The organism is Schaedlerella sp. (assembly GCF_056796775.1).
Genome location: NZ_JBQIKP010000007.1, coordinates 46,318 through 71,335 on the forward strand (window position 1 = coordinate 46,318; position 25,018 = coordinate 71,335).

26 protein-coding genes and 1 tRNA gene are annotated in these 25,018 nt (G+C 50.9%); 2 read left to right on the forward strand and 25 right to left on the reverse strand.

Features of this window, described 5'->3' with window-relative positions:
- Window positions 1–51: 51 nt before the first annotated feature.
- Window positions 52–567: an SEC-C metal-binding domain-containing protein gene (locus tag ACTOY7_RS05330; RefSeq protein WP_160281933.1), complete on the reverse strand. Its 516-nt coding sequence runs from the start codon at window positions 565–567 to the stop codon at window positions 52–54.
- 245 nt (window positions 568–812) lie between these two features.
- Here ACTOY7_RS05330 and ACTOY7_RS05335 point away from each other — a divergent pair, with 245 nt between their 5' ends.
- Window positions 813–1,019: a hypothetical protein gene (locus ACTOY7_RS05335; protein WP_160281932.1), complete on the forward strand. Its 207-nt coding sequence runs from the start codon at window positions 813–815 to the stop codon at window positions 1,017–1,019.
- Here ACTOY7_RS05335 and ACTOY7_RS05340 read toward each other — a convergent pair whose 3' ends face one another.
- From ACTOY7_RS05340 to ACTOY7_RS05390, 11 genes are all read right to left on the reverse strand, one after another.
- Window positions 1,020–1,241 (reverse strand): hypothetical protein, encoded by a 222-nt coding sequence (locus ACTOY7_RS05340; protein WP_160281931.1) that lies wholly within the window; start codon window positions 1,239–1,241, stop codon window positions 1,020–1,022.
- A 319-nt stretch (window positions 1,242–1,560) separates the two neighbouring features.
- On the reverse strand, window positions 1,561–2,835 hold the full coding sequence (locus ACTOY7_RS05345; RefSeq protein ID WP_160281930.1) for an adenylosuccinate synthase: 1,275 nt from the start codon (window positions 2,833–2,835) through the stop codon (window positions 1,561–1,563).
- A gap of 262 nt (window positions 2,836–3,097) precedes the next feature.
- Window positions 3,098–4,669 carry a cardiolipin synthase gene (gene cls / locus ACTOY7_RS05350; protein ID WP_160281929.1) on the reverse strand — a complete coding sequence of 524 codons (1,572 nt, stop codon included), beginning with the start codon at window positions 4,667–4,669 and terminating at the stop codon, window positions 3,098–3,100.
- 99 nt (window positions 4,670–4,768) lie between these two features.
- Window positions 4,769–5,125 carry a hypothetical protein gene (locus tag ACTOY7_RS05355; RefSeq protein WP_300884524.1) on the reverse strand — a complete coding sequence of 119 codons (357 nt, stop codon included), beginning with the start codon at window positions 5,123–5,125 and terminating at the stop codon, window positions 4,769–4,771.
- Between the two features lie 142 nt (window positions 5,126–5,267).
- Entirely contained in the window at window positions 5,268–6,728 is a 1,461-nt protein-coding gene (gene pdxR, locus ACTOY7_RS05360; RefSeq protein ID WP_160281927.1) for a MocR-like pyridoxine biosynthesis transcription factor PdxR, read from the reverse strand.
- Window positions 6,729–6,749: 21 nt separating this feature from the next.
- Window positions 6,750–8,417 (reverse strand): glutamine--tRNA ligase/YqeY domain fusion protein, encoded by a 1,668-nt coding sequence (locus ACTOY7_RS05365; RefSeq protein ID WP_160281926.1) that lies wholly within the window; start codon window positions 8,415–8,417, stop codon window positions 6,750–6,752.
- A gap of 523 nt (window positions 8,418–8,940) precedes the next feature.
- Window positions 8,941–9,288: a hypothetical protein gene (locus ACTOY7_RS05370; protein WP_160281925.1), complete on the reverse strand. Its 348-nt coding sequence runs from the start codon at window positions 9,286–9,288 to the stop codon at window positions 8,941–8,943.
- Between the two features lie 138 nt (window positions 9,289–9,426).
- The gene (gene galT, locus ACTOY7_RS05375; RefSeq protein WP_160281954.1) at window positions 9,427–10,920 is read right to left on the reverse strand and encodes a UDP-glucose--hexose-1-phosphate uridylyltransferase; all 1,494 of its coding nucleotides are present in this window, start codon (window positions 10,918–10,920) and stop codon (window positions 9,427–9,429) included.
- A 23-nt stretch (window positions 10,921–10,943) separates the two neighbouring features.
- Window positions 10,944–12,113 (reverse strand): galactokinase, encoded by a 1,170-nt coding sequence (locus ACTOY7_RS05380; protein ID WP_482670747.1) that lies wholly within the window; start codon window positions 12,111–12,113, stop codon window positions 10,944–10,946.
- Between the two features lie 98 nt (window positions 12,114–12,211).
- Window positions 12,212–12,871, reverse strand: a complete 660-nt coding sequence (locus ACTOY7_RS05385; RefSeq protein ID WP_482670748.1) for a flavin reductase family protein — start codon at window positions 12,869–12,871, stop codon at window positions 12,212–12,214.
- An 87-nt stretch (window positions 12,872–12,958) separates the two neighbouring features.
- Window positions 12,959–14,614 carry a putative manganese-dependent inorganic diphosphatase gene (locus ACTOY7_RS05390; RefSeq protein ID WP_160281922.1) on the reverse strand — a complete coding sequence of 552 codons (1,656 nt, stop codon included), beginning with the start codon at window positions 14,612–14,614 and terminating at the stop codon, window positions 12,959–12,961.
- 171 nt (window positions 14,615–14,785) lie between these two features.
- Between ACTOY7_RS05390 and ACTOY7_RS05395 the strand changes: the two genes are divergently transcribed.
- Window positions 14,786–15,541: a S1 RNA-binding domain-containing protein gene (locus ACTOY7_RS05395; RefSeq protein WP_394684631.1), complete on the forward strand. Its 756-nt coding sequence runs from the start codon at window positions 14,786–14,788 to the stop codon at window positions 15,539–15,541.
- A gap of 92 nt (window positions 15,542–15,633) precedes the next feature.
- Here ACTOY7_RS05395 and ACTOY7_RS05400 read toward each other — a convergent pair whose 3' ends face one another.
- From ACTOY7_RS05400 to rplS, 13 genes are all read right to left on the reverse strand, one after another.
- The gene (locus ACTOY7_RS05400) at window positions 15,634–15,789 is read right to left on the reverse strand and encodes a FeoB-associated Cys-rich membrane protein (protein WP_394684632.1); all 156 of its coding nucleotides are present in this window, start codon (window positions 15,787–15,789) and stop codon (window positions 15,634–15,636) included.
- A gap of 124 nt (window positions 15,790–15,913) precedes the next feature.
- Window positions 15,914–18,070, reverse strand: a complete 2,157-nt coding sequence (gene feoB, locus ACTOY7_RS05405; RefSeq protein ID WP_482670749.1) for a ferrous iron transport protein B — start codon at window positions 18,068–18,070, stop codon at window positions 15,914–15,916.
- Between the two features lie 110 nt (window positions 18,071–18,180).
- A complete protein-coding gene (locus ACTOY7_RS05410; RefSeq protein WP_160281919.1) occupies window positions 18,181–18,399 on the reverse strand; it encodes a FeoA family protein in 219 nt (72 codons plus the stop codon).
- Window positions 18,400–18,449: 50 nt separating this feature from the next.
- The gene (locus ACTOY7_RS05415; protein WP_160281918.1) at window positions 18,450–18,665 is read right to left on the reverse strand and encodes a FeoA family protein; all 216 of its coding nucleotides are present in this window, start codon (window positions 18,663–18,665) and stop codon (window positions 18,450–18,452) included.
- A gap of 256 nt (window positions 18,666–18,921) precedes the next feature.
- Window positions 18,922–18,994, reverse strand: a tRNA-Thr gene (locus tag ACTOY7_RS05420).
- A 170-nt stretch (window positions 18,995–19,164) separates the two neighbouring features.
- The gene (locus tag ACTOY7_RS05425; RefSeq protein ID WP_160281917.1) at window positions 19,165–20,088 is read right to left on the reverse strand and encodes a mechanosensitive ion channel family protein; all 924 of its coding nucleotides are present in this window, start codon (window positions 20,086–20,088) and stop codon (window positions 19,165–19,167) included.
- A gap of 101 nt (window positions 20,089–20,189) precedes the next feature.
- Entirely contained in the window at window positions 20,190–21,110 is a 921-nt protein-coding gene (pgeF, locus tag ACTOY7_RS05430) for a peptidoglycan editing factor PgeF (protein ID WP_160281916.1), read from the reverse strand.
- 15 nt (window positions 21,111–21,125) lie between these two features.
- Window positions 21,126–21,482 carry a YraN family protein gene (locus ACTOY7_RS05435; protein ID WP_160281915.1) on the reverse strand — a complete coding sequence of 119 codons (357 nt, stop codon included), beginning with the start codon at window positions 21,480–21,482 and terminating at the stop codon, window positions 21,126–21,128.
- An 89-nt stretch (window positions 21,483–21,571) separates the two neighbouring features.
- On the reverse strand, window positions 21,572–22,330 hold the full coding sequence (gene rnhB / locus ACTOY7_RS05440; RefSeq protein WP_160281914.1) for a ribonuclease HII: 759 nt from the start codon (window positions 22,328–22,330) through the stop codon (window positions 21,572–21,574).
- Window positions 22,323–22,877 (reverse strand): signal peptidase I, encoded by a 555-nt coding sequence (gene lepB, locus ACTOY7_RS05445; protein ID WP_160281913.1) that lies wholly within the window; start codon window positions 22,875–22,877, stop codon window positions 22,323–22,325. Before lepB (ACTOY7_RS05445) ends, rnhB begins: the two co-directional genes overlap by 8 nt.
- A 101-nt stretch (window positions 22,878–22,978) precedes the next feature.
- The gene (gene ylqF / locus ACTOY7_RS05450; RefSeq protein WP_160281912.1) at window positions 22,979–23,830 is read right to left on the reverse strand and encodes a ribosome biogenesis GTPase YlqF; all 852 of its coding nucleotides are present in this window, start codon (window positions 23,828–23,830) and stop codon (window positions 22,979–22,981) included.
- A 37-nt stretch (window positions 23,831–23,867) separates the two neighbouring features.
- Window positions 23,868–24,506, reverse strand: coding sequence for a signal peptidase I (lepB, locus tag ACTOY7_RS05455; protein WP_160281911.1), 639 nt, complete (start codon window positions 24,504–24,506; stop codon window positions 23,868–23,870).
- 104 nt (window positions 24,507–24,610) lie between these two features.
- A complete protein-coding gene (gene rplS / locus ACTOY7_RS05460; RefSeq protein WP_160281910.1) occupies window positions 24,611–24,958 on the reverse strand; it encodes a 50S ribosomal protein L19 in 348 nt (115 codons plus the stop codon).
- Window positions 24,959–25,018 lie beyond the last annotated feature (60 nt).

Consider the following 25,018-nt stretch of genomic DNA (forward strand, 5'->3'; position numbering starts at 1 on the left):
GCCCGTTTTTCTGTGTTATATTCTTTGTATATCATGATCATTCGGCTGTTTTTAAACATTTCTTCCGCAGCACTTTTTGTATTTTTTACCGCTTCCGCAGGGACACGGGTCATTCCGGCCGATCTTCTTTTCCTTGCGGATGGTTCCGGACTTTCTCTGCTCCAGGAACAGACGCTTTCTCGTCTCTTCATCATAGATGTCATTCCACTGGGGCAGCTCATAGAGCCAGTCTGCCCTTGCGTCCACCATATTCTTATACAGCTTCTCCTTGTCGAAGGCCAGGCTGACCTCTGTATCCTCCTCCATGGTCTCGATCGGATTCGCCTCCTTCAGGCTGTCATTGATGCCGTCCAGAAAACCGACCATGGTCATAACATCCATGTTATATTTTTCAGCCAGTTCCCTGACCGTCCCCTTTACTTCCGTGTCCGGATCGGACAAAAGCTTTTCATAAACGCCCTTTTCCACCTGAAAATACGCATCCCACAGGCTTTTTAACTGCTCTCTCGTCTTTTTCTGGTCATAAGCCATCTCCCGCCATTGTTCCAATAAACTCTTATCACTCATCGTACTTAACTCCTTCATCATAAAATAAATCGCTTAATCATTATATACTAATTTTATTCTTACGTAAACTCTTATTTTAATCTATATGCATAATAAATGGCACCGGAAGCTCTTCATGCTGTCCATGCCCTTTTCATTTTCTGATTGAAGTTTCCAGCAAATTCAGATATAATTCAAACTATATCGTCACACGATCACTGTCAGCCTTTTCGCTGCTCGAATACCAATAAAGGAGAATTCCCCATATGAAACATATCAAACAAATTCTTGCCCTGCTCGGCGCCGTCCTGTTGGCCGCCTTGTATCTTTGCACTCTGATCTTTGCCCTGTCAGACAGCCCGCTGTCCTACGATCTGCTAAAGATCTCGGTAGCAGCCACGATCTTACTGCCTGTGCTGCTGTATGCCTGTATTCTCGTTGCCCGGCTCAACCACCGGGATGATGATGACTGATCAGATCAGCATCAGTTCTGCCAGCGCCAGCATGGAATACCACTGTCCGTTATTCCCTTTGCCGGCTTCCTCCCCTTTTGGCTCCTTCTTGCCTCTGCTATGTAGATCCTTTCCGCGCTCCTGCTCTTCCGGTTCTCTTCCTTTGATCACATTCCGTTTTCTCAAATACTCTTCCATCGATATCATGGTATCCTCCGATTTTCTATTCATTTTCTGCTGCATAAATTACCTCCTGTGCGCATAAACCCCAGCTTTACTATTATATGCCCTCCCCCCGGAAATATTCCTCTTTATTCATTTCTGTATCATCTTAGCAGTCAAATGTGACAAGCAAGTGACTCAATTCTTAAATTTTTCTAACAATTCTTAACAAAACATCTGTATTATTTTCAACCGATGCGGAGATTAAAGCTTCCTGTTAAGCAAAAAAGGCCGGACAACATTCCTCTTTACAGGGGAATATCCGTCCAGCCTGAAAGACACCTGCCTCCGTCCGCAGTCTTTTTGACTGCCGAAGCGCAGGAAGCCTCTTTTCGATTCCTTATCTGTATATGATATCCTCTCTTCCCGGACCATTGCTGATCATCCGGATCGGATATCCGATCTGTTCCTCTACAAATTCAATATATTTTCTGCAGTTTTCCGGAAGATCCCCATAGGTTTTGATGCCCCGGATATCGCATTTCCATCCCGGCAGCTTTTTCAGCACCGGCTTTGCCTGATCCAGCAGGTATGTCACCGGGAAGTCCGTCGTCACCTCACCGTTGATCTCATAGCCCACGCAGACCGGGATCTCATCCAGATACCCCAGCACATCCAGCACTGTAAATGCCACGTCTGTCGTGCCCTGCATCCTGCATCCGTATTTGGAGGCCACACAGTCAAACCAGCCCACTCTTCTGGGGCGCCCTGTGGTTGCGCCGTACTCTCCGCCGTCTCCGCCCCGTCTTCTGAGTTCTTCCGCCTCGTCACCGAACAATTCACTGACAAATGCGCCGGCCCCTACCGCGCTGGAGTATGCCTTGCACACCGTGATGACCTGTTTGATCTCATAGGGCGGGATCCCCGCGCCGATGGCGCCGTATGCTGCCAGCGTGGACGAGGATGTGACCATCGGATAGATCCCATGGTCCGGATCCTTTAAAGAACCCAGCTGTCCTTCCAGCAGGATATTCTTCCCCTCCTTTAAGGCATTGTGCAAAAACAGGGATACATCGCCTACATACGGATCAATCATCTCTTTATATTCCATCAATTCCTGATATAACGCGTCCGGATCGATCAGAGGTTTGTGATACAGATGCTCCAGGAACACATTTTTCTGTTCCGCCACACGGACGGACTTTTCCCTGAGCAGCGCTTCGTCATAAAGCTCGCTGACCTGGAAGCCAATCTTCGCAAATTTATCGGAATAGAAGGGCGCGATCCCGGACTTGGTCGAGCCAAATGACTTTCCGCCGAGACGTTCTTCCTCATACGCGTCAAACAGCTTATGATAAGACATCACGATCTGCGCCCGGTCGGACACCAAGATCTTCGGAGACGGCACTCCCCGGTCCACAACAGACTGTATCTCCCCGCACAGCCTGGGAATATCCAGCGCGACCCCGTTTCCGATCACACTCGTTGTATGGCTGTAAAACACACCTGACGGCAGAGTATGCAATGCAAACTTGCCATAATCATTCACGATCGTATGCCCTGCATTGGCACCTCCCTGAAACCGGACAATGATATCCGATTCCTTCCCCAGCATATCGGTAATCTTGCCCTTGCCTTCATCGCCCCAGTTTGCTCCAACTACTGCTTTAACCATTTCAGATCCTCCTTTTAGCGCTCCTTCTCCAAAGCGCCGTAAGCATTATACTATAATTTCCCCGATCTGTAAAATATTTTTTGTAAAAATTCAGGACAGAGCCCTCCCTACGTTACTGTTCACACGGCGTCGCGCACCCTGCTGCGCGGCGTCCGGTCAATAAAGTAACATTTGCCATAATATCCAGCCTCTCGCCGAAGGCGACTTAAAATAGGCTGGATACTGTTACTGGAGCACCCAAAGGGTGTGAACAGTAACCTCCCTACATCAGTGGCGCGATCATCCGCAGGCTCCTGCCCATGATACTCATTCCGAGACTGATCTTTTTTAAATCTGCCACACAGATCCTGCGGCACTGCTTCAATGTATTCTGGAAATCCTGCTCCACATCCCACACCACCGGATTATTGTAGAGAAAGACACCGCACTCAAAATGCAGGTACAGGCTCCGGTAATCCAGGTTGATCGTCCCGATGGTGGCCGTGTCGTTGTCGGACACAAAAATCTTGGCGTGCACAAATCCGGGTGTAAATTCATAGATTTTTACCCCTGCCTTGATCAGCTCTTTATAGTAGGTCTTTGCCAGAGCAAACGCATACTTCTTATCCGGAATCCCCGGCATGATGATCTTCACATCGATCCCGCTCTTTGCCGCCCGGCAGAGCGCATCCATCATCTTGCTGTCCAGGATCAGATACGGGGTCATGATATGTACATATTTTTTCGCATGGTTCAGAATATGGCAGTACACCTCCTCTCCCACATCCTCGTGGTCAAAGGGACTGTCCCCGTAAGGCATCACAAAGCCCAGCTCCCGGCGAAGCTTCCCCGCCGGCTTCGTGAGATACCGTCCATAATGCTCCGGCTTACGCTCCGTCACGTTCCACATCTGCAGAAACAGCATAGTCAGGCTCTGCACCGCGTCTCCCTCCAGCATAACTGCGGTATCCTTCCAGTAACCGAACCTCTCCTGCCGGTTGATGTACTCGTCCCCCAGGTTGATCCCCCCGGTAAACCCGACTTTTCCGTCTATGACACAGATCTTCCGGTGATCCCGGTTATTCTGCGCAGTAGTAAGCACCGGGCGGATGGGACTGAACATCTTGCAGCGGATTCCGTATTTTTCGATCATTTTCGGATAATTATAGGGAAGGAGCGAGATACTGCACATGCCGTCGTACATAAAACGCACATCCAGTCCCTGTGCCGCCTTCTCCTTGAGAACCTTCAGGATCGAGCCCCACATATATCCCTCGGCTACAATAAAATATTCGAGAAAGATAAATCTCTTCGCCTGCTTCATCTGTTCGATCAGAGCCGGAAATTTTTCCTCCCCGCAGCTGAAATAAGTCGCCTTTGTATTGCGGTATACCGGGAAATGAAGCGACCGGTTCATATAATGGGCCAGATTGGCGTTGGCCGGCTTGCTGGAACGCAGATCCTCCAGGATACTCTTTTTTTGATTGAGATACGGCCACGTCTCCATCTGCCGCTTTTTCAGCTGCTCTCCCACAAAATGGGTGCCCAGCTCCAGCTTCGCGTAGACATAAAAGGCACATCCGAACACTGGAAAGATCAGGATCAGAAGGATCCATGTCCGGGTGAATTCAGGACAGGTCTGCTCATTCATAATGTAGATGATCACACCTGCCTGCACTACCAGAATCACGCCATAAATATAGACCATATAATCCTTCAGGATCGTGAGCAGTCCGGCAAAGGTTGCCAGCTGCAGAAGGATCAGCAGCAGGATCAGCGCGGTCCGGCTGAATATCACGCGCAGCACGCCCTTTTTTGCTTTTTTCCCTGCCTTTACGGCAATATTGTACTCCATAAAACATCCTTTCATTGCGGACCACAAGAAATTCCAACTCTGCGCAAAAACAGATAAAATCCCTTGGAGCAAAGGCTCTCAGGGATCTCATCAATCATGTCAGATCTGTACCTTCTCAGAAGCATCCTCTTCGGCCGCTTCTTCCTGGTCTCTGGACTCTTCTGCCGCAGGCGTCTCCTTCTCGCCGGAAGCGTCCCCGCGGGCCTTATCACCGTTCTCTTCTGCTTCGGTCTCCGCTTTACGCGCCGCAATGTCGGCCGCTTTGTTCAGCGGAACATATTCCCTTTCGGAAACAGGCTTTAAGTCTCCGTCCAGGTCAAAATCATCGTCCTCATCAAAATCGTCCTCATCAAAATCAGATATCTCATCGTTTTTCCGCATAAAATAAGCAATTATCAGTCCGATTACGGTACCCGCAACAGCAAGGGCTGTCAGCCATTTAAAATTCTTTTTCAAAACAGAGCTCTCCTTTCTTCCCTACCGTGACTAAATCATTTACTATTCTAATACTTTTTAATCATAATTACAATCTTTTTTCATCACAATCTTTTTTTGAGCCGCATTCCATACCGCGGAAAACAATTCGGCACGCAAGCTGTCATATCCATTCTTCTTCCAGGATCCGCACAGCTTCTACGATCTTTTCCTCGCTCATGTTCGCATAGCCCAGCAGGATCGTTGCAGGCGCGTCCGGCCGCGGCTCGACATCATACTCGGAAAGTCCGTACACCCGTACACCCCTTTTTTCCGCCCGCCCGATCAGTTCCTCCTCCGTCATGCCGTTCAGAACATGGAGCAGAAGATGGACTCCTGCATGCTCCCCAGAAATCCGAAACAACGGGCCTTCGTTTTTGCAGGCATTTCCCGGACGAATCCCCTGCCGCATATCCCCTCCGGTCCGGCAAAGTCTGCTCTTTAGGCAGGAAAGGAGCGTATCATGCCTGCTCTTATACAGTGCCCGGGTCTTATTCAGATGCCGCTCAAAATACCCCTCTTCAATGAATTTTTTCAGGATCAGCTGATCCACCTTGGATACCGTGGAGTTTAAAAATCCGCTTTTCTCCTGATAGCGTTTCAAAAGAGGCCGGGGCAGGACCAGGTAGCTCATACGGATGGCAGGCGCGATGGCCTTGGAAAATGTCCCGATATAGATCACCTTTTCCCGACTGTCATACCCCTGGAGAGCGGGCACCGGCTTTCCCTTATACCGGAACTCGCTGTCGTAGTCATCCTCAATGATGTATCGCCCTTCCTGCTTCCCTGCCCAGCGCAGCAGCTCCATGCGGCGCCGGATCGGCATCACGATCCCCAGAGGATACTGGTGGGAGGGCATCACAAACGCAATATCCGCGCCGGACTCTTCCAGCTTCTGCGCGTTCATCCCTTTTTCATCCATATCCACCGTACAGATCCGGAAGGACAGGTTTTCAAACAATCGGTAAGCCTGCCGGTATGTGGGATTTTCGAAGGCCACCTTATGGTCCTGCCCAATCACTGTCGCAAGCAGCATCAAAAGATAGTCATTGCCGGCCCCGATGATGAGCTGCTCCGGTCCGCAGTTGACTCCTCTGGCCTGATGGAGATAACTGCAGATGGCGCTGCGCAGCCCGTATTCCCCCTGGGGACTTCCCAGACGGAACAGCTCCGCCTGGTCGTCCAGCAGGCTTTCCTTGGAAAGCTTCCTCCAGGCATTGTAGGGAAAGCTGTTCAGATCCACGCCGTTGGGCGTAAAATCATAGGGATAAAAATTCTTTTTTTGTCCGTCAATCTCCGGATGCGCGGGGCTGGGGCGCTCCAGCTGATATAAGCCCTCCACATCCGCGGCAAAGAAGCCCCGGCAGGCTTCCGATTCCAGATAGCCCTCGGATATGAGCTGCTCATAGGCAAGCTCCACCGTACTCCTGCTGACATCCAGATACCGGCACAATGCACGGGTGGAGGGCAGCTTATCCCCGCTTTTGATCCCTCCGGTCTGGATCTCATGCTTGATATAGCGGTAGATCTGCTCATACAGCGGGGTCTTCGACGTTCCGTCCAGACTGATCGCCAGATCATTCATCTTTTTCTACAACTCCTAATCTTACTTCGGCAGCTTAAACGAACTCTTCAGGGATACGATCCGGTTAAATACCAGCGCGTCCGGAGCGGAATCCTTTGCGTCAATGCAGAAATACCCGGTTCTTACAAACTGGAAGCTGTCATAAGCCTTTGCCTCCGAAAATCCCGGTTCTACGAAACAGTCCTTCAAAACCGTGAGGGAATCCGGATTCAGATTCAGAGATCCGTCCTCCTTATTATAAACGCCCTTCTCCTCGTCCACCAGATTCTCATACAGGCGGATCTCCGCTTTCTTTGCGTAAGGAGCCGCCACCCAGTGGATGGTCCCCTTGACCTTTCTCCCGCTAAATCCGCTGCCGCTTTTGGTCTCCGGATCATAGGTACAATGAACCTCGGTCACATTTCCATTTCCATCCTTCACAAAGCTTTCGCATTTTACAAAATACGCGGACATGAGGCGCACTTCATTTCCCGGGAAGAGTCGGAAATACTTCTTCGGAGGCTCCTCCATAAAGTCCTCACGCTCTATATACAACTCCCGGCAGAAGGGGACCTTCCTTGTACCCAGCGCTTCATTCTCCAGGTTGTTGGGAACCTCCAGATATTCCGTCTCGCCCTCCGGATAGTTGTCTATGATCAGTTTGATGGGATCCAGCACCGCCATCATACGGGCCTTCTTCATCTTTAAGTCTTCCCGGATGCAGTATTCCAGCATGGCATAATCCACAGAGCTCTGCGCCTTTGACACTCCGCACATGTCGATGAACATCTTGATGGACTCCGGGGTAAAGCCGCGCCTGCGCAGCGCCGCGATAGACACCAGACGGGGGTCATCCCATCCGTCCACGATGCCGTCCTCCACCAGCTTCTTGATATACCGCTTCCCCGTCACCACATTGGTAAGATAGAGCTTGGCAAACTCAATCTGGCGGGGCGGATTTTTAAATTCACATTCCCTTACCACCCAGTCATACAGCGGGCGGTGATCCTCAAACTCCAGCGTACAGATGGAGTGGGTGATCCCCTCAATGGCGTCCTCGATCGGGTGCGCAAAATCATACATGGGATAGATGCGCCACTTGTCTCCGGTCCTGTGATGGGACATGCGCGCTACACGGTAGATCACAGGGTCGCGCATGTTGATATTAGGAGACGCCATGTCGATCTTCGCCCGGAGCACCTTCTCCCCGTCCTGATAGGCCCCTTTACGCATCTCTTCAAAGAGCCGCAGGTTCTCTTCCACCGTACGGTCCCGGTAAGGACTGTCCTTTCCGGCTTCTGTCAGCGTGCCCCGATATGCACGGATCTCCTCCGCAGACAAGTCGCAGACATAGGCTTTCCCTTTTTCGATCAGCCGGATGGCACAGTCATACATCTGATCAAAATAATCCGACGCAAAGTACAGCCTGTCCTCCCATTCCGCTCCCAGCCAGCGGATATCCTCCATGATCGAATCCACGAACTCCACCTTCTCTTTGGTAGGGTTGGTGTCGTCAAAACGCATATTGAAGGTTCCGTGATACTTCTGCGCCAGCCCATAATTCAACAGTATGGACTTGGCATGTCCGATATGCAGATATCCGTTGGGTTCCGGTGGGAACCGGGTGCACACCTTGTCATACACGCCCTCCGCAAGGTCCCTGTCAATCTCCTGCTCTATAAAATTCTTGGATACAACTTCGTTTTCCATGGTTTCCTCCTCAGTCTTTCTCTATAGATACTCTCAAAATCTCTGCCCACTATCTTACCATAATTTGTATACAACGGCAAGGCTGAAAGCAGGGTTTTCGTTACGATTCACGAAAAGGGTTGTTACAGGTCACACCTTGACCAGGCGTGCCCTGTAACTCAGACCGTCATTTTAAATTGCCTGCGGCAATGGACGGCCTGAATCCCAGCTTTTATGTGCATCCTCCTGACCAATCAGCGTAGTGATTGGTCAGTGTGTGACATGTAACAAAGGGTTACAGTTCACGGCCTGACCGGCCGCGAACTGTAACGCATCCAGCCATTGAAAAGTCGCCTGACGGCGAGGGCTGGATGCCTGCAGCCGCTATTTTACTGGACGGATGTCTTGTGGCAGAGCGCAAGGCACCGTGAACAGTAACCGAAAAGCAACGCAGAAAAAGACCGACCCTCCGCTGAAAGCAGCTGAAAACGGGCCGGCCCTTTTAGAGTTTTTCTGAACTCCTGGTTTTCACTCATTCTATTTTTTAATCTGTATCCAAAATAAAATAACTTCCCACCTCATCCAACAGACCAAGATACTGCAGAAACAGTTCCCTCTGGCCTTCCTGGAACAACACGCAGGACGGAATTCCCACATATTCATCATTCGCCTTATCCCAGTCCCGCTGCAGGAGCATCCTGAGATAGATCAATCCCTCTCCCTGATCCTCCCGTGTACAGATGCAGGTCTCAATGTTATTCTTCATAAAATCAAGATAGCGGTAAAAGTGCGGAACACCGCAATCCTGCCAATTATACAGGAATAACATCAACTCCTCCAATGCATCTCGCAGCGGAACTAGCTGTTCTGCTTCCAGGTTACGATAACTCATACGAATCCTCTTAGACTTGCCATTCATTCCATATACCATATGAATCAAACCACATTTATATATCGGCATGATTGCAATGATTCCATACGGAGCGAAACGTTTTTTGGCACAAACCGTTCCTGCAAGCATTCTATATCTTTAAAGCGTTCCGATAAATCTGCGGAATGCTTCCAGCCCTTCCGGCGTATATTTGTATACACCGGCATCCTCCAATACCTGGCAGAATACCTTTCCCACCTCTTTCTGAAGTATCTCCTCTATGTTTTCCGCGTTCACGTCCGGATACTGTGGCAAAAATCCCTCCACCCAGTCCGCATGCTTCTCAATGCTTTCCTCCGAGCGGATGTCTTTTCCTTCCAGGATATATTCCTTTAAAAGCTCCAGTTCTCCCTTCAGCCGCGCCGGAAGCACGGCAAGGCCCATGACCTCAATCAGGCCGATATTCTCCTTCTTGATATGATGCAGCTTCCCATGGGGATGATAGACTCCCAGGGGATGCTCCTCCGTAGTGATGTTGTTTCGCAGCGTCAAATCCAATTCATACAGTTCTCCCCGCTTCCGCGCGATCGGCGTAATCGTATTGTGGGGCTGTCCTTCCGTCTCCGCGAAGATAAACGCCGCCTCGTCCGTATAGTCTCTCCATGCCTTCAGGATGTACTCCGCCAGATCAATGATCCGGGTCTCGTCGGCGCACTGCAGACGGATCACGGAAAGGGGCCATTTTACAATGCCTGCCGTCACGTCCTCATATCCCTTTACCGTGAAGCTTTCCACCACAGGCGCCTTTGCCATGGCAAAGGTATAATGCCCGCCCTGGAAATGGTCATGGCTCAGGATGGAGCCTCCCACAATGGGAAGGTCCGCGTTGGATCCCAGGAAATAATGGGGGAACTGCTTTACAAAATCAAATAATTTAATAAACGCGGCACGGTCGATCTTCATGGGAGTATGCTCCCCGTTGAATACGATGCAGTGCTCGTTGTAATATACATAAGGCGAATACTGGAAGCCCCAGGCGGACTCGTTGATGGTGATCGGGATGATCCGGTGATTCTCCCTGGCCGGGTGGTTGGCGCGTCCCGCGTAGCCTTCATTTTCCATACAGAGCTGGCATTTCGGATAGGCGGAATTCTTTGCGTTCCTGGCAGCGGCTATTGCCTTCGGGTCCTTTTCCGGCTTGGACAGATTGATGGTGATGTCCAGTGTGCCGTAGTCCGTATCCACCGTCCACTTCCGGTCCTTTTTGATACGGTAGCGGCGGATATAATCGCTGTCCTGGCTGAACTTGTAATACTTTTCCGTCGCATGCTCCGGGGAAACGGCATAGTCCTCCCAGAAGCTTTTCTGTACCTGAGCCGGGCGGGGCATCAGGCAGTTCATCAGCTTTGTGTCAAAAAGATCCCGGTGTACCACGCTGTCCTCAATGATCCCGCGGCTGCATGCTTCGTCCAGGAGTTCCTTTAAAACATCCTCCAGAACAATCTTGGACAGATCGCAGGTGCTGTCCTCATAATCATTCTCCTGAAAGAGGTCCAGAAGAAGATTCGTTGTATAGATCCGTTCACATTCCGGGGTCAGCCCGGTGTTAATTCCGTATTGAACCAGCTTTTTGATATTTTCATATAATTTCATCATACCGTTCTCCAATCTGTAAGTTATTTCAGTTCGCCTGCGCCTTCCCCGATATCTACGGTATAAAATTCCGCCTCGTGTCCCACCTTTTCCTTGTAGGAAGCTCCGATGGAACGGATGAAATCATCTACCGCGTCATTTTCCACAATGCTCACGGTGCAGCCGCCGAAGCCGCCTCCGGTAATTCTGGATCCGATCACGCCGGGAATCTTCCAGGCCAGATCTACCAGAATATCGATCTCCTCACAGGAAACCTCATAGTCATCCCGCAGGGATACATGAGACTGGTTCATCAGCTCTCCGAACCGCGCGATGTTGTCCGCCTTCAATGCGGCAACCGCCTCAATGGTGCGCTGGTTCTCCGCAACCGCATGCCTTGCCCTCTTTTCCAGGATCGGATCGGTCAGAACATGCTTATATTTCTCAAATTCCTCTACGGTCAGGTCGCCCAGCGTCTTGATGTCCGCAACCGTCTTCAATGCGGCAAGCGCGTCCGTACATTCCTGACGGCGGTCGTTGTACGCAGAATCCACCAGGCTGTGCTTCACCTTGCTGTTCACAATGACGATCCGCGCATCTTTTAGCTTGACAGGCGCATACTCATAATGCAGGGTGCTGGTATCCAGGAAGATAGCATTGTCCTTCTTTCCCATGGCCACCGCAAACTGATCCATGATCCCGCAGTTGCAGCCGTTGAAATGATTTTCCGAATACTGACCGATCAGCGCGATATCTACCATACTCAGATCGGTGATGTGATACAGGCTGCTGAGGATCACGCCGGTCAGCACCTCCAGAGACGCAGAGGACGAAAGTCCGCTTCCGTTGGGAATGTTGCCCCAGATCACCATATCAAAGCCGGTATCCAGCGTATGGCCCTTTTCCTGAAATGCCCACACCACGCCGAGAGGATAATTTGCCCAGCCGTAAGCATCTTTATTGATCAATTCATCCAGAGAAGCTTCTACAACCCCGAAACGATCCAGATTCATCGAGTAAAAATGGATTTTGCGGTCCGTACGCTTCCGCGCAATGCCGTATGTACCAATCGTCAGCGCGCATGGAAATACATGTCCTCCGTTATAATCCGTATGCTCTCCGATCAGATTGACACGCCCCGGAGAAAAATAAAAGCCGACTCCGTCCGCATTTCCAAAGAGTTCCGCAAATTTTTTCAGCAATTTTTCTTTCATGATCATCAAAGTCCTCACTTTCTGGTTTGTTTCCTCAGATTTTATTATAGATGTCCCTACTGTTGAAATCCATATAAAATCCGTGCAAAAATATGCAATTATGTTGCTTTCCGATTGGATGTTTTCTTATGTTCCGTTCTCTTCTTATGCGCTGTCGCTTTTTTCCTTTGGACGGCCCGCTTCTGCTCCGGCGCCTTCTTTTTCACGCTGTAGCCGAAGGTGCCCAGCTTTTTCCCGGCCGCCAGATATTCCCCGTGGGAATACACCAGCAGTCCGGCACGGTTCAGCTCCAGGCGTCCGCTTTTGTCCAGATAAGCTTCGTCTGCATGGACCGCCTTCACTTCCGCCAGAAACATATGGTGGCTGCCCAGCTCCTTCACCTCCGTTACCCGGCATTCCAGATTCACCGGGGATTCCCGGATCAGGGGCGCAAAGTCAAGCGCCTCTGCCTTCCCACTGTGGAGCCTTGTCTCCTTCCACTTGTCCACGTCCCGGCCCGACCGGACGCCGCAGTAATCCGCGGCCCATGCCAGTTTCTCCGTGGTCAGGTTGATGACAAATTCCCCGGTTTCCCGCAGCATTCCGTAAGAATAGCGCTCCGGACGCACGGAGATATATGCCATGGCAGGATTGGTGCAGACAGTCCCGGTCCAGGCTATGGTCAGTATATTGGTGTTTCCTTTTGTATCCCCTGTGCTCACCATCACAGCCGGAAGAGGATACAGCATATTCCCCGGCTTCCATATTTGCTTGCCCATAAATCCATTCCTTCTATAATATAGAATACACCCCCCTGGCGGATACCCAGGGTACTGTATGAACAGTAACGTTCTGTTTATGTATCACTACTGCTGCAGCGCTTCCACCAGAGCGGGTACCAGCTGCTTTTTCCTGGATACGACTCCCTTTAAATGCAGCTCCTCCATCTCCGCGCGCAGGTCGAAGGCGTTGATCAGCTTCTCTCTGGCTTCCGGCCCGGCGCAGAGTAGCTCGGAGGATTCCGTGATAATGTTAGTCAGCATGAAAAAGATCATATTCAGACTGTGGTTGGTCCTTGCCTTTTCCAGATGCGGCATGACCTTTTCCTTGATCTCCGAGAGCTCCTCTTCGCTCATGGAGTTCACCTGCCCCACACCGAATACCATGTCGTTGACCGTAAACTGCTTGAAATCCAAAAAGCAGATCTCCTCCGCCGTCTTTCCTTTCAGGTTGCTGCCTGCGCGGAACATGGCCTGGGCCAGCATCTCGATATCTACCTCTGCCAGCTCCGCAAGCTGCCTTGCGGACTGCTCATCCAGCGGAGTGCAGGTGGGAGACCGAAACATCAGGGTATCCGAAATAATGGCCGCGCACAGAAGCCCGGCAATGGTAGCGGATACCTTCACGCCATTCTCCTGGTACATCTGGTACACGATGGTTGCCGTACATCCTACCGGCTGGTTACGGAAAAAGACCGGCCCCATGGTCTCAATGCTGCTCAGTCTGTGGTGGTCAATGATCTCCAGCACATCCGCCTGTTCGATCCCGTTGACTGCCTGGCTCTTTTCATTGTGGTCCACCAGGATCACCTGCTTCTTCCGGCAGTTTAAAAGTCTCCGTCTGGAAATGAATCCAAGGAATTTGCCCTTATTGTCCAGCACCGGAAAATCGCGGAAACGGTTCCTCATCATGACTTCCTTGACATCATCCACATAATCCCGCATCTTAAAGGAGACCAGCCCGTCCTTGCCGCTCATAAAATGCCGGATCGGAATGCTCTGGTTGATCAGCCTCGCCACGGTAAATGTGTCCTGTTCCGTGGTGATGATCACGATCTCCTTCTCTTTGGCCTGCTCCAGGATACCTTCGTCCAGCTCCGCTCCGGTGGAAACGATCATACAGCTGACCCCCATGTCAATGGCCATCTGCTGTACCTCCTTCCGGTTGCCCAGGATCACCAGGTCTTCCGGCTCCACAAACTCCGCCATCAGCTTCCGGCTGGAGGCCACGATCCCCACCTTACCGTTGGACATATAGCTGTGCGGATTTCCCGTGACGATCTCCCCCTCAATGCAGGTGGCGATGTTGCGGTACTGGGTCCGGGAGGTTGCAAGGATCGTGCTGTCATACACATCCATGTAGGAGGTTGCGATATCTCCGATGGTGATCAACCCCTCCAGCTTGCCGTCCCTCGTCACCGGAAGGGTTTTCAGATTCTCCTCCTTCATCCTGGCCCATGCGGACTTGATGGAGACCGAACCGCGCATCCCTTCCACCTCGCGCATGGCCACATCCTTCACCTGCACCCGCAGGTCTGTCAGCAGTGCGGGGGCCTTTACGTTGAAATAATCCAGCACATACTGGGTCTCTTCATTCAGCTGCCCTGCCCGCCTCGCGTTATGCCGCTCTCCGGTCAGCTCCGTCCGAAGCTGGGCATAGGCGATGGCAGAACAGACGGAGTCCGTATCCGGGTTCTTGTGCCCTACCACATAGATCTTGTTGTTGATTACACCTTTTTCCATAAATTGTACCAAGCCTTTCTATTACTTTTCACAGCCTTTATCTAACAGTGTAACATTATTTTTGAATTTCGTCACTTGAATTTGCAAGATTAGTTGTTTTTTTAGTCAAACATATGTTATACTTGTGCCATAGATATTACAAATTATAGAAAGATACGTTGAGGTGTAACCATGAATGAAGAATTAAAAACCGAAGAAATGACCCCTGAAAATGTACAGCCCGAGGAAGCCGTGAACGGCGGTGCTGCCGAAGAGGCAGCTCAGGCCGCAGAAGCACCTGCCGAGAGCATGGCAGACTATGAGGAACATCTGGATGATGCCAACCCCTGGAATCTGGTCAAGAAGTATATGGAAGAGAAGACCGTCCTCCCGGTAAAGATAGAAGGTGTTGTTAACGGCGGCGTCATCGCCATGGTGGAAGGCCTGCGCGGATTCGTCCCCGCTTCCAAGCTGTCCCTGTCCTATGTGGAGGATCTGGAGGACTACCTGCTCAAGGAGATCGAGGTCCATGTCATCGACGCAGACCAGGCGAACAACCGCCTTGTACTCTCCGCCCGTGATATTTTAAGGGCAAAAGAAAAGAAAGCGCGCCAGGATCAGATCGCCAGCGTCAAGGTAGGCACGGTCATGGACGGTGTTGTGGAGACGCTGCAGAATTACGGTGCGTTCATCAAGCTGGAGAACAATCTTTCCGGCTTGGTACATGTATCCCAGATTTCCCAAAAGCGGGTAAAGACTCCGTCCGATGTGCTGAAGGTGGGCGACGAGGTCAAGGTCAAGGTCATCGGGATCAAGGAAGGCAAGATCAGCCTGAGCATGAAGGCCCTGGAGACCGCCGCGGAGGATGTTTCGGAAAAGGTCGAGATTCCAAAGTCCGAGAATATCGGAACCAGCCTTGGAGATCTGTTCAAAAACCTGAAGCTGTAATGCAGCGGAGTTCTGTTTGATCCATCAAAGGCAGTATGAAAAAAAGTCCTTATGGAGCATGTTTCTCAGCTCCATAAGGACTTCTTCATATTCTAACGCTCTGTCTCACTGTGCCCGCAATGACCGCCGCAGTATTTGCAATCTCCGCCGCAGTGGATGGATTTCCCATTTTTCTTATCGCAGATCATGCTTCGGATGATCAGTGCCACAATCCCAGCCAGGATCAGACCGACCAAAACAGTTCCCATATGCATCCTCTCCTATGATTTTAATCCAATTTACAATGCAGAAAACCTGTCGCCGACAGATTTTCCGCATACGCTGCTGTCCGAAACAGACAGCAGCCAATCCTGTGCTTCTATCCTTGTACTTCTATCTTGCTCCCGCTGCCTTCCGCAGATTCACATGCAGCGAAACGCTTTCCCGGTACGGTCTAAAAAGCAGATAGACAAAACCTGCCGTCAGGACAAATGCGATGATCGTAAAGATTCCGAAGCCTCCGCCTGTCACGAGCATACCGATCTGGTATACGCAGAGCGCCACAGCATAAGCCAGCAGGCACTGGTAACCGATTGCGAACCAGAACCATTTTGCGTTGTTCATCTCCCGCTTGATGGCTCCCATTGCCGCAAAGCAGGGAGCGCAGAGCAGATTGAACACCAGGAAGGAATATCCTGCAAGGGCGGACATGCTTCCCGCAAGGGTGCTCCAAATCTCCGCGCCGTCTTCCGCCACCTCTTCCAGTCCATAGAGGATCCCGAATGTTCCGACTACATTTTCCTTGGCTACCAGCCCTGTGATGGCTGCCACTGCCGCTCTCCAGTCTCCCCATCCCAGAGGTACGAAGATCCACGCGAACAGGTTTCCGATAGAAGCCAGAATGCTGTGATCCAGTTCCATGCCGTCCAGCATCCTAAACTGCCCGTCTACCCATCCAAAGTATGATGCAAACCATACTGCGATCGCAGAAAGCAGGATGATGGTTCCGGCCTTTTTAATGAAGGACCAGCCACGCTCCCACATGCTCCGCAGCACATTGCCCGGGGTGGGCATATGATAGGCCGGAAGTTCCATCACGAAGGGTGCCGGATCTCCCGCGAACATCCTTGTCTTTTTCAAAATGATCCCGGAGCAGATTACAGCCGCAACCCCGAGAAAGTACGCACTCGGCGCTACCCAGGCTGCCCCGCCGAACAACGCCCCGGCGATCAGGGCAATGATCGGCATCTTTGCCCCGCAGGGAATAAATGTGGTGGTAATGACCGTCATCTTCCGGTCCCGGTCATTTTCAATGGTACGGGAAGCCATGATTCCCGGAACCCCGCAGCCCGATCCGATCAGCATAGGGATGAAGGATTTTCCAGAAAGGCCGAATTTGCGGAAGATCCGGTCCATGATAAAGGCAACCCTTGCCATGTACCCGCAGCTTTCCAGAAATGCCAGAAATAAAAACAATACCAGCATCTGGGGAACGAATCCAAGGACGCCGCCTACACCGGCCACGATCCCGTCCAGGATCAGCCCCTGCAGCCAGTCCGCGCAGTTCAAAGCCGTCAGCACACCTTCGATCGCAGGCGGGATAATCTCACCGAACAGCACATCATTCGTCCAGTCTGTCACAAATGCTCCCACGGTTGTAACCGACACATAGTATACCGCAAACATGATCAGGCCGAAGATCGGAAGCGCCAGAAAACGGTTGGTCACAATACGGTCAATCTTATCGGAAGTCGTCAGCTCGCCGCCCGCCGCATGCTTGGTACAGCATTCCCCGATAATGGAAGAAATATACGTATACCGCTCATTGGTGATAATGCTTTCCGTATCATCATCCATCTCTTCTTCAATCTGCGCGATCTCAGCGGAAATATCCGGTACGCTTTGCATCTGCTCTACTATTTTATCATCTTTTTCCAGTAATTTCACTGCAAAAAATCGTTTTTGCGCATCCGGCACTTCGGCTCCCAGTTTGCTTTCTACCGAAGAAAGCACCGCCTCCACATTTTGCGCAAAGGCATGTACCGGCACAGACGGCTTCTTCGCGGATGCTACGAGGACCGCCCTGTCTGCCGCGGCCTGGATTCCGCTGCCTTTCAGCGCGGAGATTTCCACCACCTCACAGCCCAGTTTCTTTGCCAGCTTTTCCACATGGATCCTGTCGCCGTTCTTCTCCACCAGATCCATCATGTTGACTGCCATAACCACCGGGATCCCCAGCTCCATCAGCTGCGTGCTCAGATACAGGTTCCGTTCGATATTGGTCCCGTCCACGATATTCAGGATCGCATCCGGCTTTTCATTGATCAGATAATTTCTCGCGACCACTTCCTCCAGGGTATAGGGAGATAAAGAGTAGATTCCCGGAAGATCCATGATGATCACATCTTTTTTCCCTTTCAGTTTTCCTTCCTTCTTCTCTACCGTAACCCCAGGCCAGTTTCCGACAAACTGGTTGGATCCGGTCAACGCATTAAATAATGTGGTCTTTCCGCTGTTCGGATTTCCCGCCAAAGCAATTTTAATCGCCATTGTTTCCTTCCTCCTACTGATTCTCTAATAAATGATTTAGCGACAGCTATCTTTGTACAGTTTTATCTATTGAAAATTAGTATTAACTAACCACTGTTCAAAAAATAAGACTACTCCACAACGATCATCTCCGCGTCCGCCTTGCGGACAGATAATTCATATCCCCTTACTGTAATCTCCACCGGATCTCCCAAGGGGGCAACCTTTCTTACAAAAACCTGAACTCCCTTTGTAATCCCCATGTCCATGATCCGTCTCTTGACCGGCCCTTCTCCGGTCAGCTTCGCGACTTTTACAGTCTGGCCGCATGGAACTTCTCTCAATGTCATGACCTCTTCTCCTCCTGATCTCTTTTTTCATACAATCCTTTACACGGCTTTCATACAACCATGATCTTGTTTGCCATATCTCTGCCGATCGCCACGCGGGAATCCTTCACATTCACGATCATATTGCCGTCTGTTACCGATACGACTGTCACCTCCGCTCCGGCTACAAACCCAAGGTTCTCAATGAAACGTCTCGTATCTTCCTTTCCGCCGATCCTGTGTATCCTGTTCGGCACCCCCTGCTTCACCATTGATAAAGGCATCATCACTCATCTTCTTTCTGTAATGGATTAATCTGATCACTTACATTGGTTAGTATAATCTAACATTTGATAGTTGTCAAGCACTTTTTTGATTTTTCCAGTGATTCATCAAGCAAAGCCTGTAAGCAACTGCCTGCTGATTTCTACATGTCTGTAAATAAAAAAGCATTTCCTGATATTGGAAATGCTTTTTCAAAATACTGATTCAAAATAATACAAAGGAGTTTTCCGGAAACGCAGAAAAAGCTTCTCCGGAAAAAGCCGAAAATCGGACTCGAACCGACGCCCCCTTCATTACGAGTGAAGTGCTCTACCAACTGAGCTATTTCGGCAAGGCTCAACAAACGAACCTTTACTATTATAACTACTTTTTATACAAATTTCAACTACTTTTTTCAAAAATTCTGAAAAAATCAAAATATCTTGTTACTGTGAGTGCCCGGTCAAGGTATGAACAATAACAATGACTTTTCATAGCATCTCGAATCTTCCGCAGTTCCGCTCAGGCATGAGAACCGGATTCAGCCTTTTCATCCAGATGGACCGTAAGCTGGTTGTATGGGATCACGATTCCTTCCTCATCAAAGGTCAGCTTGATCCGCTCCAGCAGATCCCACCGTGTGGTCCAGTACTCGTCTGTTTTCACCCATCCCCGGATGCCAAGCACCACCGAGCTCTCGCCAAGGGAATCCACGAATACGTAAAGGTTCTCATCCTGCATAATGCTGGGAATTTCCTTGAGCATCTGTTCCAGCAGCTGCTTTGCCTTTTTCAGGTCGGAATCGTAGGAGATTCCGATCCGCAGATCCAGCTGCCGCTCAGCCTTTGCCGTCACATTGGTCAGGCTGTTGTTTGCCAGGATCCCATTGGGGATCACAATGGTTTTATTGTCCACCGTGGTCAGCTTTGTATAAAAGGTCTGGATTTCCTTGACTGTTCCCTCATCCTTGTTGGTGTCTTCGATGATATAGTCTCCCACCACAAAGGGCTTGAGCAGCAAAATCAGCACGCCGCCCGCAAAGTTGGACAGCGTCTGCTGCAGCGACAGGGAGATTCCCACGCCTGCCGACGCAAACAGCATAGAGATCGATGAGATCTCAATCCCCAGATTGGCCGCGACAATCAAAATCAGAACGATATAAAGGGATATTTTCAAAAAAGAATCCGTAAACTGGGTCAATCCCGCATCCGCGCTTGACCGATTCAGAGAATTCCGGATCCGTTTGCGGATCCATTTGATCAAAAGCCGTCCCACGGAAAAGATCAGGACTGCAATCAGCAGCCGGATTCCAAATTCGATAAAATTAGGAATGTGTTCCTGGATAAAAACAACGAAATCATTCATCTGTGTCTGTACCTTTTCTGCCGATTGTTCGGCTGATTCCTGCAGGATCTCCACCGTAGAGTCCACAACTGTAGAATCCATAGTCCGCCTCCCTTCTGCCAGGTACCATCCGCAGCCGCAAAGCGGCATAATTCCTCTTGCGGCTGTTCGCGTCATATGATACTGAATGACATATCTGTCGCTCAGTACAATGCCAAAAATGCTGCCAGGCTCCCCCGCTCATTTCCGGCCGTCCGGTGGGAATATAATATCTCGCTGTTGCAGTGCGTACATACATTCGTCACTGCCGTATGCTCCGGAAGGATCCCGGCCTCCGCAAAGATGATCTCATTCGCCTTCCACAGATCCAGCTGGTATTTTCCGTTTTCCTTCTGATAGAACAGGTCTTTCCAATACTTTTCCGCAAAGCTTTCCCGGAACCGCTCGATCACATCCCCGCTGACCTCATAACAGTCCCTGCAGACAGAAGGGCCCACAGCAGCCAGGATATCGCAAGGTTCACAGCCGTACTGCTGCTGCATCAGCTCTACCGTCACTCTGCCGATCTTTCCCACGGTGCCCCGCCATCCGGAGTGGCTCAGCCCGATCACCTTTTTGACCGGATCTACAAAAAACAGCGGCACACAGTCGGCGTAAAATGTGACCAGACAGATTCCCGGAATATTCGTCACCAGGCCGTCCACCCCTTCCAGCTTCCCGTTTGCCTCCAGCTGAAAGCCCCCGGAAGCACTGCGGCCAGGATTTTCGGATGCCCGTTTGCTGTATTCCATGGAACAGGTCATCCCCATCCCCCGGTCCTCCTCTGTCACCACCCATACATTGGTGGTGTGGGTCTGCCGGGACAGGACCATATCCTCACAACGCACCCCCATGGAAGCCGCGATCCGCCGGAAATTTTCCTGCACCGCTTCTTCCCGGTCCCCCCGGTGGAAGCCCAGATTCAGGGAGGAAAAGCAGCCTTCGCTGACTCCCCCAAGGCGGGTGGAGAACCCATGCCTCACGACACCTGTATCCGCCAGCAGCGGATATTCCAAAAATGGAGTTTCCTTCTCTACTTCTCTGAATATTTTATTCTGATTCTGATATCTTATACCTAAACTCATCCGGTTTCCTTTCTTTTATGAACCGCCCTCAAAGGCATTTTTGATCAGCGTGATCCGGGAACCTTCGATTCCGATCACATCATACCTGCAGGGAATGTCTCCCAGCCGTTTTTCCATCATATAATACCGGGCGCACCGGGAGATCCGGTACTGCTTCCTTGCATCCACAGCTTCCAGAGGATTCCCCCAGCTCCCGCTTCTGCGGTACTTGACCTCGCAGAACACTAGGCAGTCCCCATCCTGCGCGATCAGGTCGATCTCCCCGACACGGCACCTGTAGTTGTACTGGAGGATCACATACCCCTGCTGCTCCAGATAGTATCCCGCCGCCTGTTCATAGGCCGCTCCCGTTTTTCGCTTGTTTTGTGCCATAATCCCCCTGTCTGAAAATCATTCCTGCGTCCATGCCGTTCCCGATACAAACGCGTTCTGATAAAGCGCGCGTTCTGATAACATGCTTTTCATACGATCCCTTTGATAAATGTGTTCCGGTGGACCGGGCACGGGCCGTATGTTTTCAATGCTTCTATATGGGCAGCCGTACCGTATCCCTTATGTACCGCAAACCCATACTGAGGATACATGTTGTCGTACTCTGTCATCAGCCGGTCCCTGGTCACCTTTGCCAGGATGCTGGCCGCGGCGATGGAGACACTCCTGGCATCTCCCTTGATGATAGGCACCTGCTCCAGGTCAAGCTCCGGGATCGTCACCGCGTCATTCAGCAATACCTCCGGCACGATCCCCAGCTTCCCGACCGCCAGACGCATAGCTTCATACGTCGCCTGCAGGATATTGATCTCATCGATCCGGGACGCCTCGACCAGCCCGATGCCTGCGGCAACGGCCTTTTCCAGGATCTCATCATATAATGCTTCCCGGCGTTTTGGGGACAGCTTCTTGGAATCGTTCAGATACAGGATCTCGCAGTCCTTTGGAAGAATCACCGCCGCGGCCGCCACCGGGCCTGCCAGCGGGCCTCTCCCAGCCTCATCAATCCCGCAGATATATGTACAATGTGCATACTGCCGTTCAAATTCCCGCATTGCCTCCATCCGTTTCCGCTCCGCAGAGAGCTTTTCCTCCTGCTTACGGTATTTTTCCAGAAGGCTTTTTACCCCGGCCCTTGTGTCGGAGGCATATTGCTCCAGAAGCCTGCTTCGTTCCTCTTTTTGTGCCTGTTCCAGTTCTTTTCTGATTTCTGCGATCTTCTTATTCATGCTTGATCGCTCCAAACCGCTCAAAAGGCCAGATTCGAATCCAGGCCCTGCCCAGCAGATTCTCCCGCCGAATCACTCCCACGCTGGGATCCCTGCTGTCGGAGCTGTGGTTCCGGTTGTCTCCAAGGACAAAATATTGATCCTCTTCCAGCATCAGCGGCTCCGCGGCAATCCCCGGGTTCTCCATCAGTTCATTTCCATAATGCTCGTCAAGCTGCTCCCCGTCGATATACACATAACCGTCAATCACCTGCACGGTCTCTCCCGGCAGTCCGATGATCCGCTTGATATAATAGGTATTTTCCCTGTACTGGTATGGAAATACGACGATCTCAAACCGCTTCGGATCCCGGAACCGATAAGAAAGCTTATCTACCAGCAGATTGTCGTTATTGTACAGTGTCGTCTCCATGGACTGTCCGTCCACACGGGTGCGCTGTCCCACATAGGTGATGATCACATAGGAAAACACCAATACGAACAGCAGGTACAGCAGCCAGCTCCCCAGCTCCCGCAATATACTTTTCTCATTACTTTCCTCTTTCATATCCTGAATCTCCTCTTTCCGATTCCTTTTCACTTTCGTATTCTTTCCCCCGGCAGGCTTTTACATATCCGTTCCCGACCTGCTGATCCGCGTCCCGCGGTTCAGGCAAATTCTTCCGGATATTCCAGCGTGATCCTTCCAAGCCTGCCGTTCCGGAAATCATCCAGCAATAGCTTTGACGCCTTCTCCAGATCCAATTCATTCCCCTTCAAAAGGCAGTGCCGGCTTTCTGCCACGCCCCGCAGATCTTCAAATCCATCTTCGGATTCCTTGATCCCATACTTTTCTGCCAGGATACCCGGATAGCTTTTCACCAAAAACTGCATCAGTTCCGCCGAAAGCTCCTCCGACTGCAGGATCTCATCCTTGATGGAACCGATAAATGCCAGACGCAGCCCCACGGTCTGATCCTCAAACCTGGGCCACAGAATCCCCGGCGTATCTAACAGCTCCACGTTCTTATTCAGCCGGATCCACTGCTTTCCTTTGGTCACCCCCGGCTTATTCCCGGTCTTTGCGCAGGCTTTTCCAGCCAGGGCATTGATGAATGTGGACTTGCCCACATTGGGGATACCGACCACCATGGCACGCACCGGCCGGTTCAGGATACCGCGCTTTCTGTCTCGCTCCGTCTTTTCCCGGCAGGCCTCCTGGATCACCTCCTGGATGGACTTCATTCCGCCGCCCTTTTTCGAATTGACCTTTACCGCAGAAAATCCTTTTTTCTGAAAATATTCGATCCAGGCCGTGTTCCATTTCTCCTCCGCCAGATCCGCTTTATTCAGCAGGATCAGTCTTGCCTTATTCTTTCCCAGCTCATCAATGTCCGGATTCCGGCTGCTTAAGGGAATCCTGGCATCCACCAGTTCGATGATAAGATCGATCAGCTTGATATTTTCCTGCATCATCCGTTTCGCTTTTGTCATATGACCCGGATACCACTGAAAATGCATGTTCTTTCCTCCTAAATCTGTGCCGCCTGTAACCGCTTCAATCCCTGATCCTTCCGAAATTGTCTCCCGGGCTGATCACGAACCACACCTTTCCGAAAATGTCGCCGCGCTTTACATTTCCCACATCTGCCGTCCGGCTGTCGTCGCTTCCCTCGTGATTATCCCCTATCACGAAGTACTCGTTACTCCCCAGCTCGACAGGCTCCGCGGCAAGTCCGGCGGAGGACAGATCAGAAACATAGATTCCTTCCGTATGCTCCTCCCCGTCAATGTAAATGCTGCCGTTTTTGATCTGGATCGTCTCCCCGGGAAGGGCAGCCACCCGCTTGATCAGATAGTGCGCATTTTCATTTCCGGCCGGCTTGAATACGATGATATCCCCCCGCTTCGGCTTGACCGCATTGTAGATGAGGCGGTCCACCAGCACCACGTCCCCGTTTTTCAGGATGGGGCTCATGGAATCTCCCGCGTTGCTGACCCGCTGCCCGTAGAACAGCACCAGCGAATACGCCAGAAGGCAGGCAGCTCCGATCTCCAGCAGGAGAAGAAACGATTTTTTAACGCGTTCTTTATCGATGTGTATCCCTTCATTCGGGAAATGCAGCTTCGGCTTGCGCTGTGCCTGCTGCTTTGTCCTTTGTCTCCTTCTTTTTTTCCGGATCTCTCTTTTCTTCATTCAATCCTGCCCTCCGTCCTTTTTTCCGTCCCGAAAAGCCGGCTTGCATATATATAGAAAAGGGACAAACTACAAGCTCTGTAATTGTCCCTCACTCTTCCTTACTATTTTACTAACTCTTTTACCTTTGCTCTCTTGCCGACACGGCCGCGCAGGTAGTTCAGCTTTGCTCTCCTTACCTTACCTCTGCGGATCACTTCCACCTTCTCAACATGAGGAGAATGAAGCGGCCAAGTCTTCTCTACGCCGACACCGTTGGAATTCTTTCTCACTGTAAATGTCTCTCTGACACCGCCGCCCTGTCTTTTGAGCACGGTTCCTTCGAACACCTGGATCCTTTCGCGGTTTCCTTCCTTGATCTTTGCGTATACCTTTACCGTATCGCCGACGTGAAACTCGGGAGCATTCTCTTTTAACTGCTCAGCTTCAATATTTTTGATAATATCGTTCATTGTGTGACCTCCTGTTTATTTGACGTTCTTAACACTCCTTTTGGGAAAATTCTCTTTTGA

What these genes read in the sequence shown, in the direction of transcription:
- ACTOY7_RS05330 (WP_160281933.1), bottom strand. Translation starts at nt 567, where the DNA reads ATGAGTGATAAGAGTTTATTGGAACAATGGCGGGAGATGGCTTATGAC.
- ACTOY7_RS05335 (WP_160281932.1), top strand. Translation starts at nt 813, where the DNA reads ATGAAACATATCAAACAAATTCTTGCCCTGCTCGGCGCCGTCCTGTTG.
- ACTOY7_RS05340 (WP_160281931.1), bottom strand. Translation starts at nt 1,241, where the DNA reads ATGCAGCAGAAAATGAATAGAAAATCGGAGGATACCATGATATCGATG.
- ACTOY7_RS05345 (WP_160281930.1), bottom strand. Translation starts at nt 2,835, where the DNA reads ATGGTTAAAGCAGTAGTTGGAGCAAACTGGGGCGATGAAGGCAAGGGC.
- cls (WP_160281929.1), bottom strand. Translation starts at nt 4,669, where the DNA reads ATGGAGTACAATATTGCCGTAAAGGCAGGGAAAAAAGCAAAAAAGGGC.
- pdxR (WP_160281927.1), bottom strand. Translation starts at nt 6,728, where the DNA reads ATGAATGATCTGGCGATCAGTCTGGACGGAACGTCGAAGACCCCGCTG.
- ACTOY7_RS05365 (WP_160281926.1), bottom strand. Translation starts at nt 8,417, where the DNA reads ATGGAAAACGAAGTTGTATCCAAGAATTTTATAGAGCAGGAGATTGAC.
- ACTOY7_RS05370 (WP_160281925.1), bottom strand. Translation starts at nt 9,288, where the DNA reads ATGAGTTATCGTAACCTGGAAGCAGAACAGCTAGTTCCGCTGCGAGAT.
- galT (WP_160281954.1), bottom strand. Translation starts at nt 10,920, where the DNA reads ATGAAATTATATGAAAATATCAAAAAGCTGGTTCAATACGGAATTAAC.
- ACTOY7_RS05380 (WP_482670747.1), bottom strand. Translation starts at nt 12,113, where the DNA reads ATGAAAGAAAAATTGCTGAAAAAATTTGCGGAACTCTTTGGAAATGCG.
- ACTOY7_RS05385 (WP_482670748.1), bottom strand. Translation starts at nt 12,871, where the DNA reads ATGGGCAAGCAAATATGGAAGCCGGGGAATATGCTGTATCCTCTTCCG.
- ACTOY7_RS05390 (WP_160281922.1), bottom strand. Translation starts at nt 14,614, where the DNA reads ATGGAAAAAGGTGTAATCAACAACAAGATCTATGTGGTAGGGCACAAG.
- ACTOY7_RS05395 (WP_394684631.1), top strand. Translation starts at nt 14,786, where the DNA reads ATGAATGAAGAATTAAAAACCGAAGAAATGACCCCTGAAAATGTACAG.
- ACTOY7_RS05400 (WP_394684632.1), bottom strand. Translation starts at nt 15,789, where the DNA reads ATGGGAACTGTTTTGGTCGGTCTGATCCTGGCTGGGATTGTGGCACTG.
- feoB (WP_482670749.1), bottom strand. Translation starts at nt 18,070, where the DNA reads ATGGCGATTAAAATTGCTTTGGCGGGAAATCCGAACAGCGGAAAGACC.
- ACTOY7_RS05410 (WP_160281919.1), bottom strand. Translation starts at nt 18,399, where the DNA reads ATGACATTGAGAGAAGTTCCATGCGGCCAGACTGTAAAAGTCGCGAAG.
- ACTOY7_RS05415 (WP_160281918.1), bottom strand. Translation starts at nt 18,665, where the DNA reads ATGATGCCTTTATCAATGGTGAAGCAGGGGGTGCCGAACAGGATACAC.
- ACTOY7_RS05425 (WP_160281917.1), bottom strand. Translation starts at nt 20,088, where the DNA reads ATGGATTCTACAGTTGTGGACTCTACGGTGGAGATCCTGCAGGAATCA.
- pgeF (WP_160281916.1), bottom strand. Translation starts at nt 21,110, where the DNA reads ATGAGTTTAGGTATAAGATATCAGAATCAGAATAAAATATTCAGAGAA.
- ACTOY7_RS05435 (WP_160281915.1), bottom strand. Translation starts at nt 21,482, where the DNA reads ATGGCACAAAACAAGCGAAAAACGGGAGCGGCCTATGAACAGGCGGCG.
- rnhB (WP_160281914.1), bottom strand. Translation starts at nt 22,330, where the DNA reads ATGAATAAGAAGATCGCAGAAATCAGAAAAGAACTGGAACAGGCACAA.
- lepB (WP_160281913.1), bottom strand. Translation starts at nt 22,877, where the DNA reads ATGAAAGAGGAAAGTAATGAGAAAAGTATATTGCGGGAGCTGGGGAGC.
- ylqF (WP_160281912.1), bottom strand. Translation starts at nt 23,830, where the DNA reads ATGCATTTTCAGTGGTATCCGGGTCATATGACAAAAGCGAAACGGATG.
- lepB (WP_160281911.1), bottom strand. Translation starts at nt 24,506, where the DNA reads ATGAAGAAAAGAGAGATCCGGAAAAAAAGAAGGAGACAAAGGACAAAG.
- rplS (WP_160281910.1), bottom strand. Translation starts at nt 24,958, where the DNA reads ATGAACGATATTATCAAAAATATTGAAGCTGAGCAGTTAAAAGAGAAT.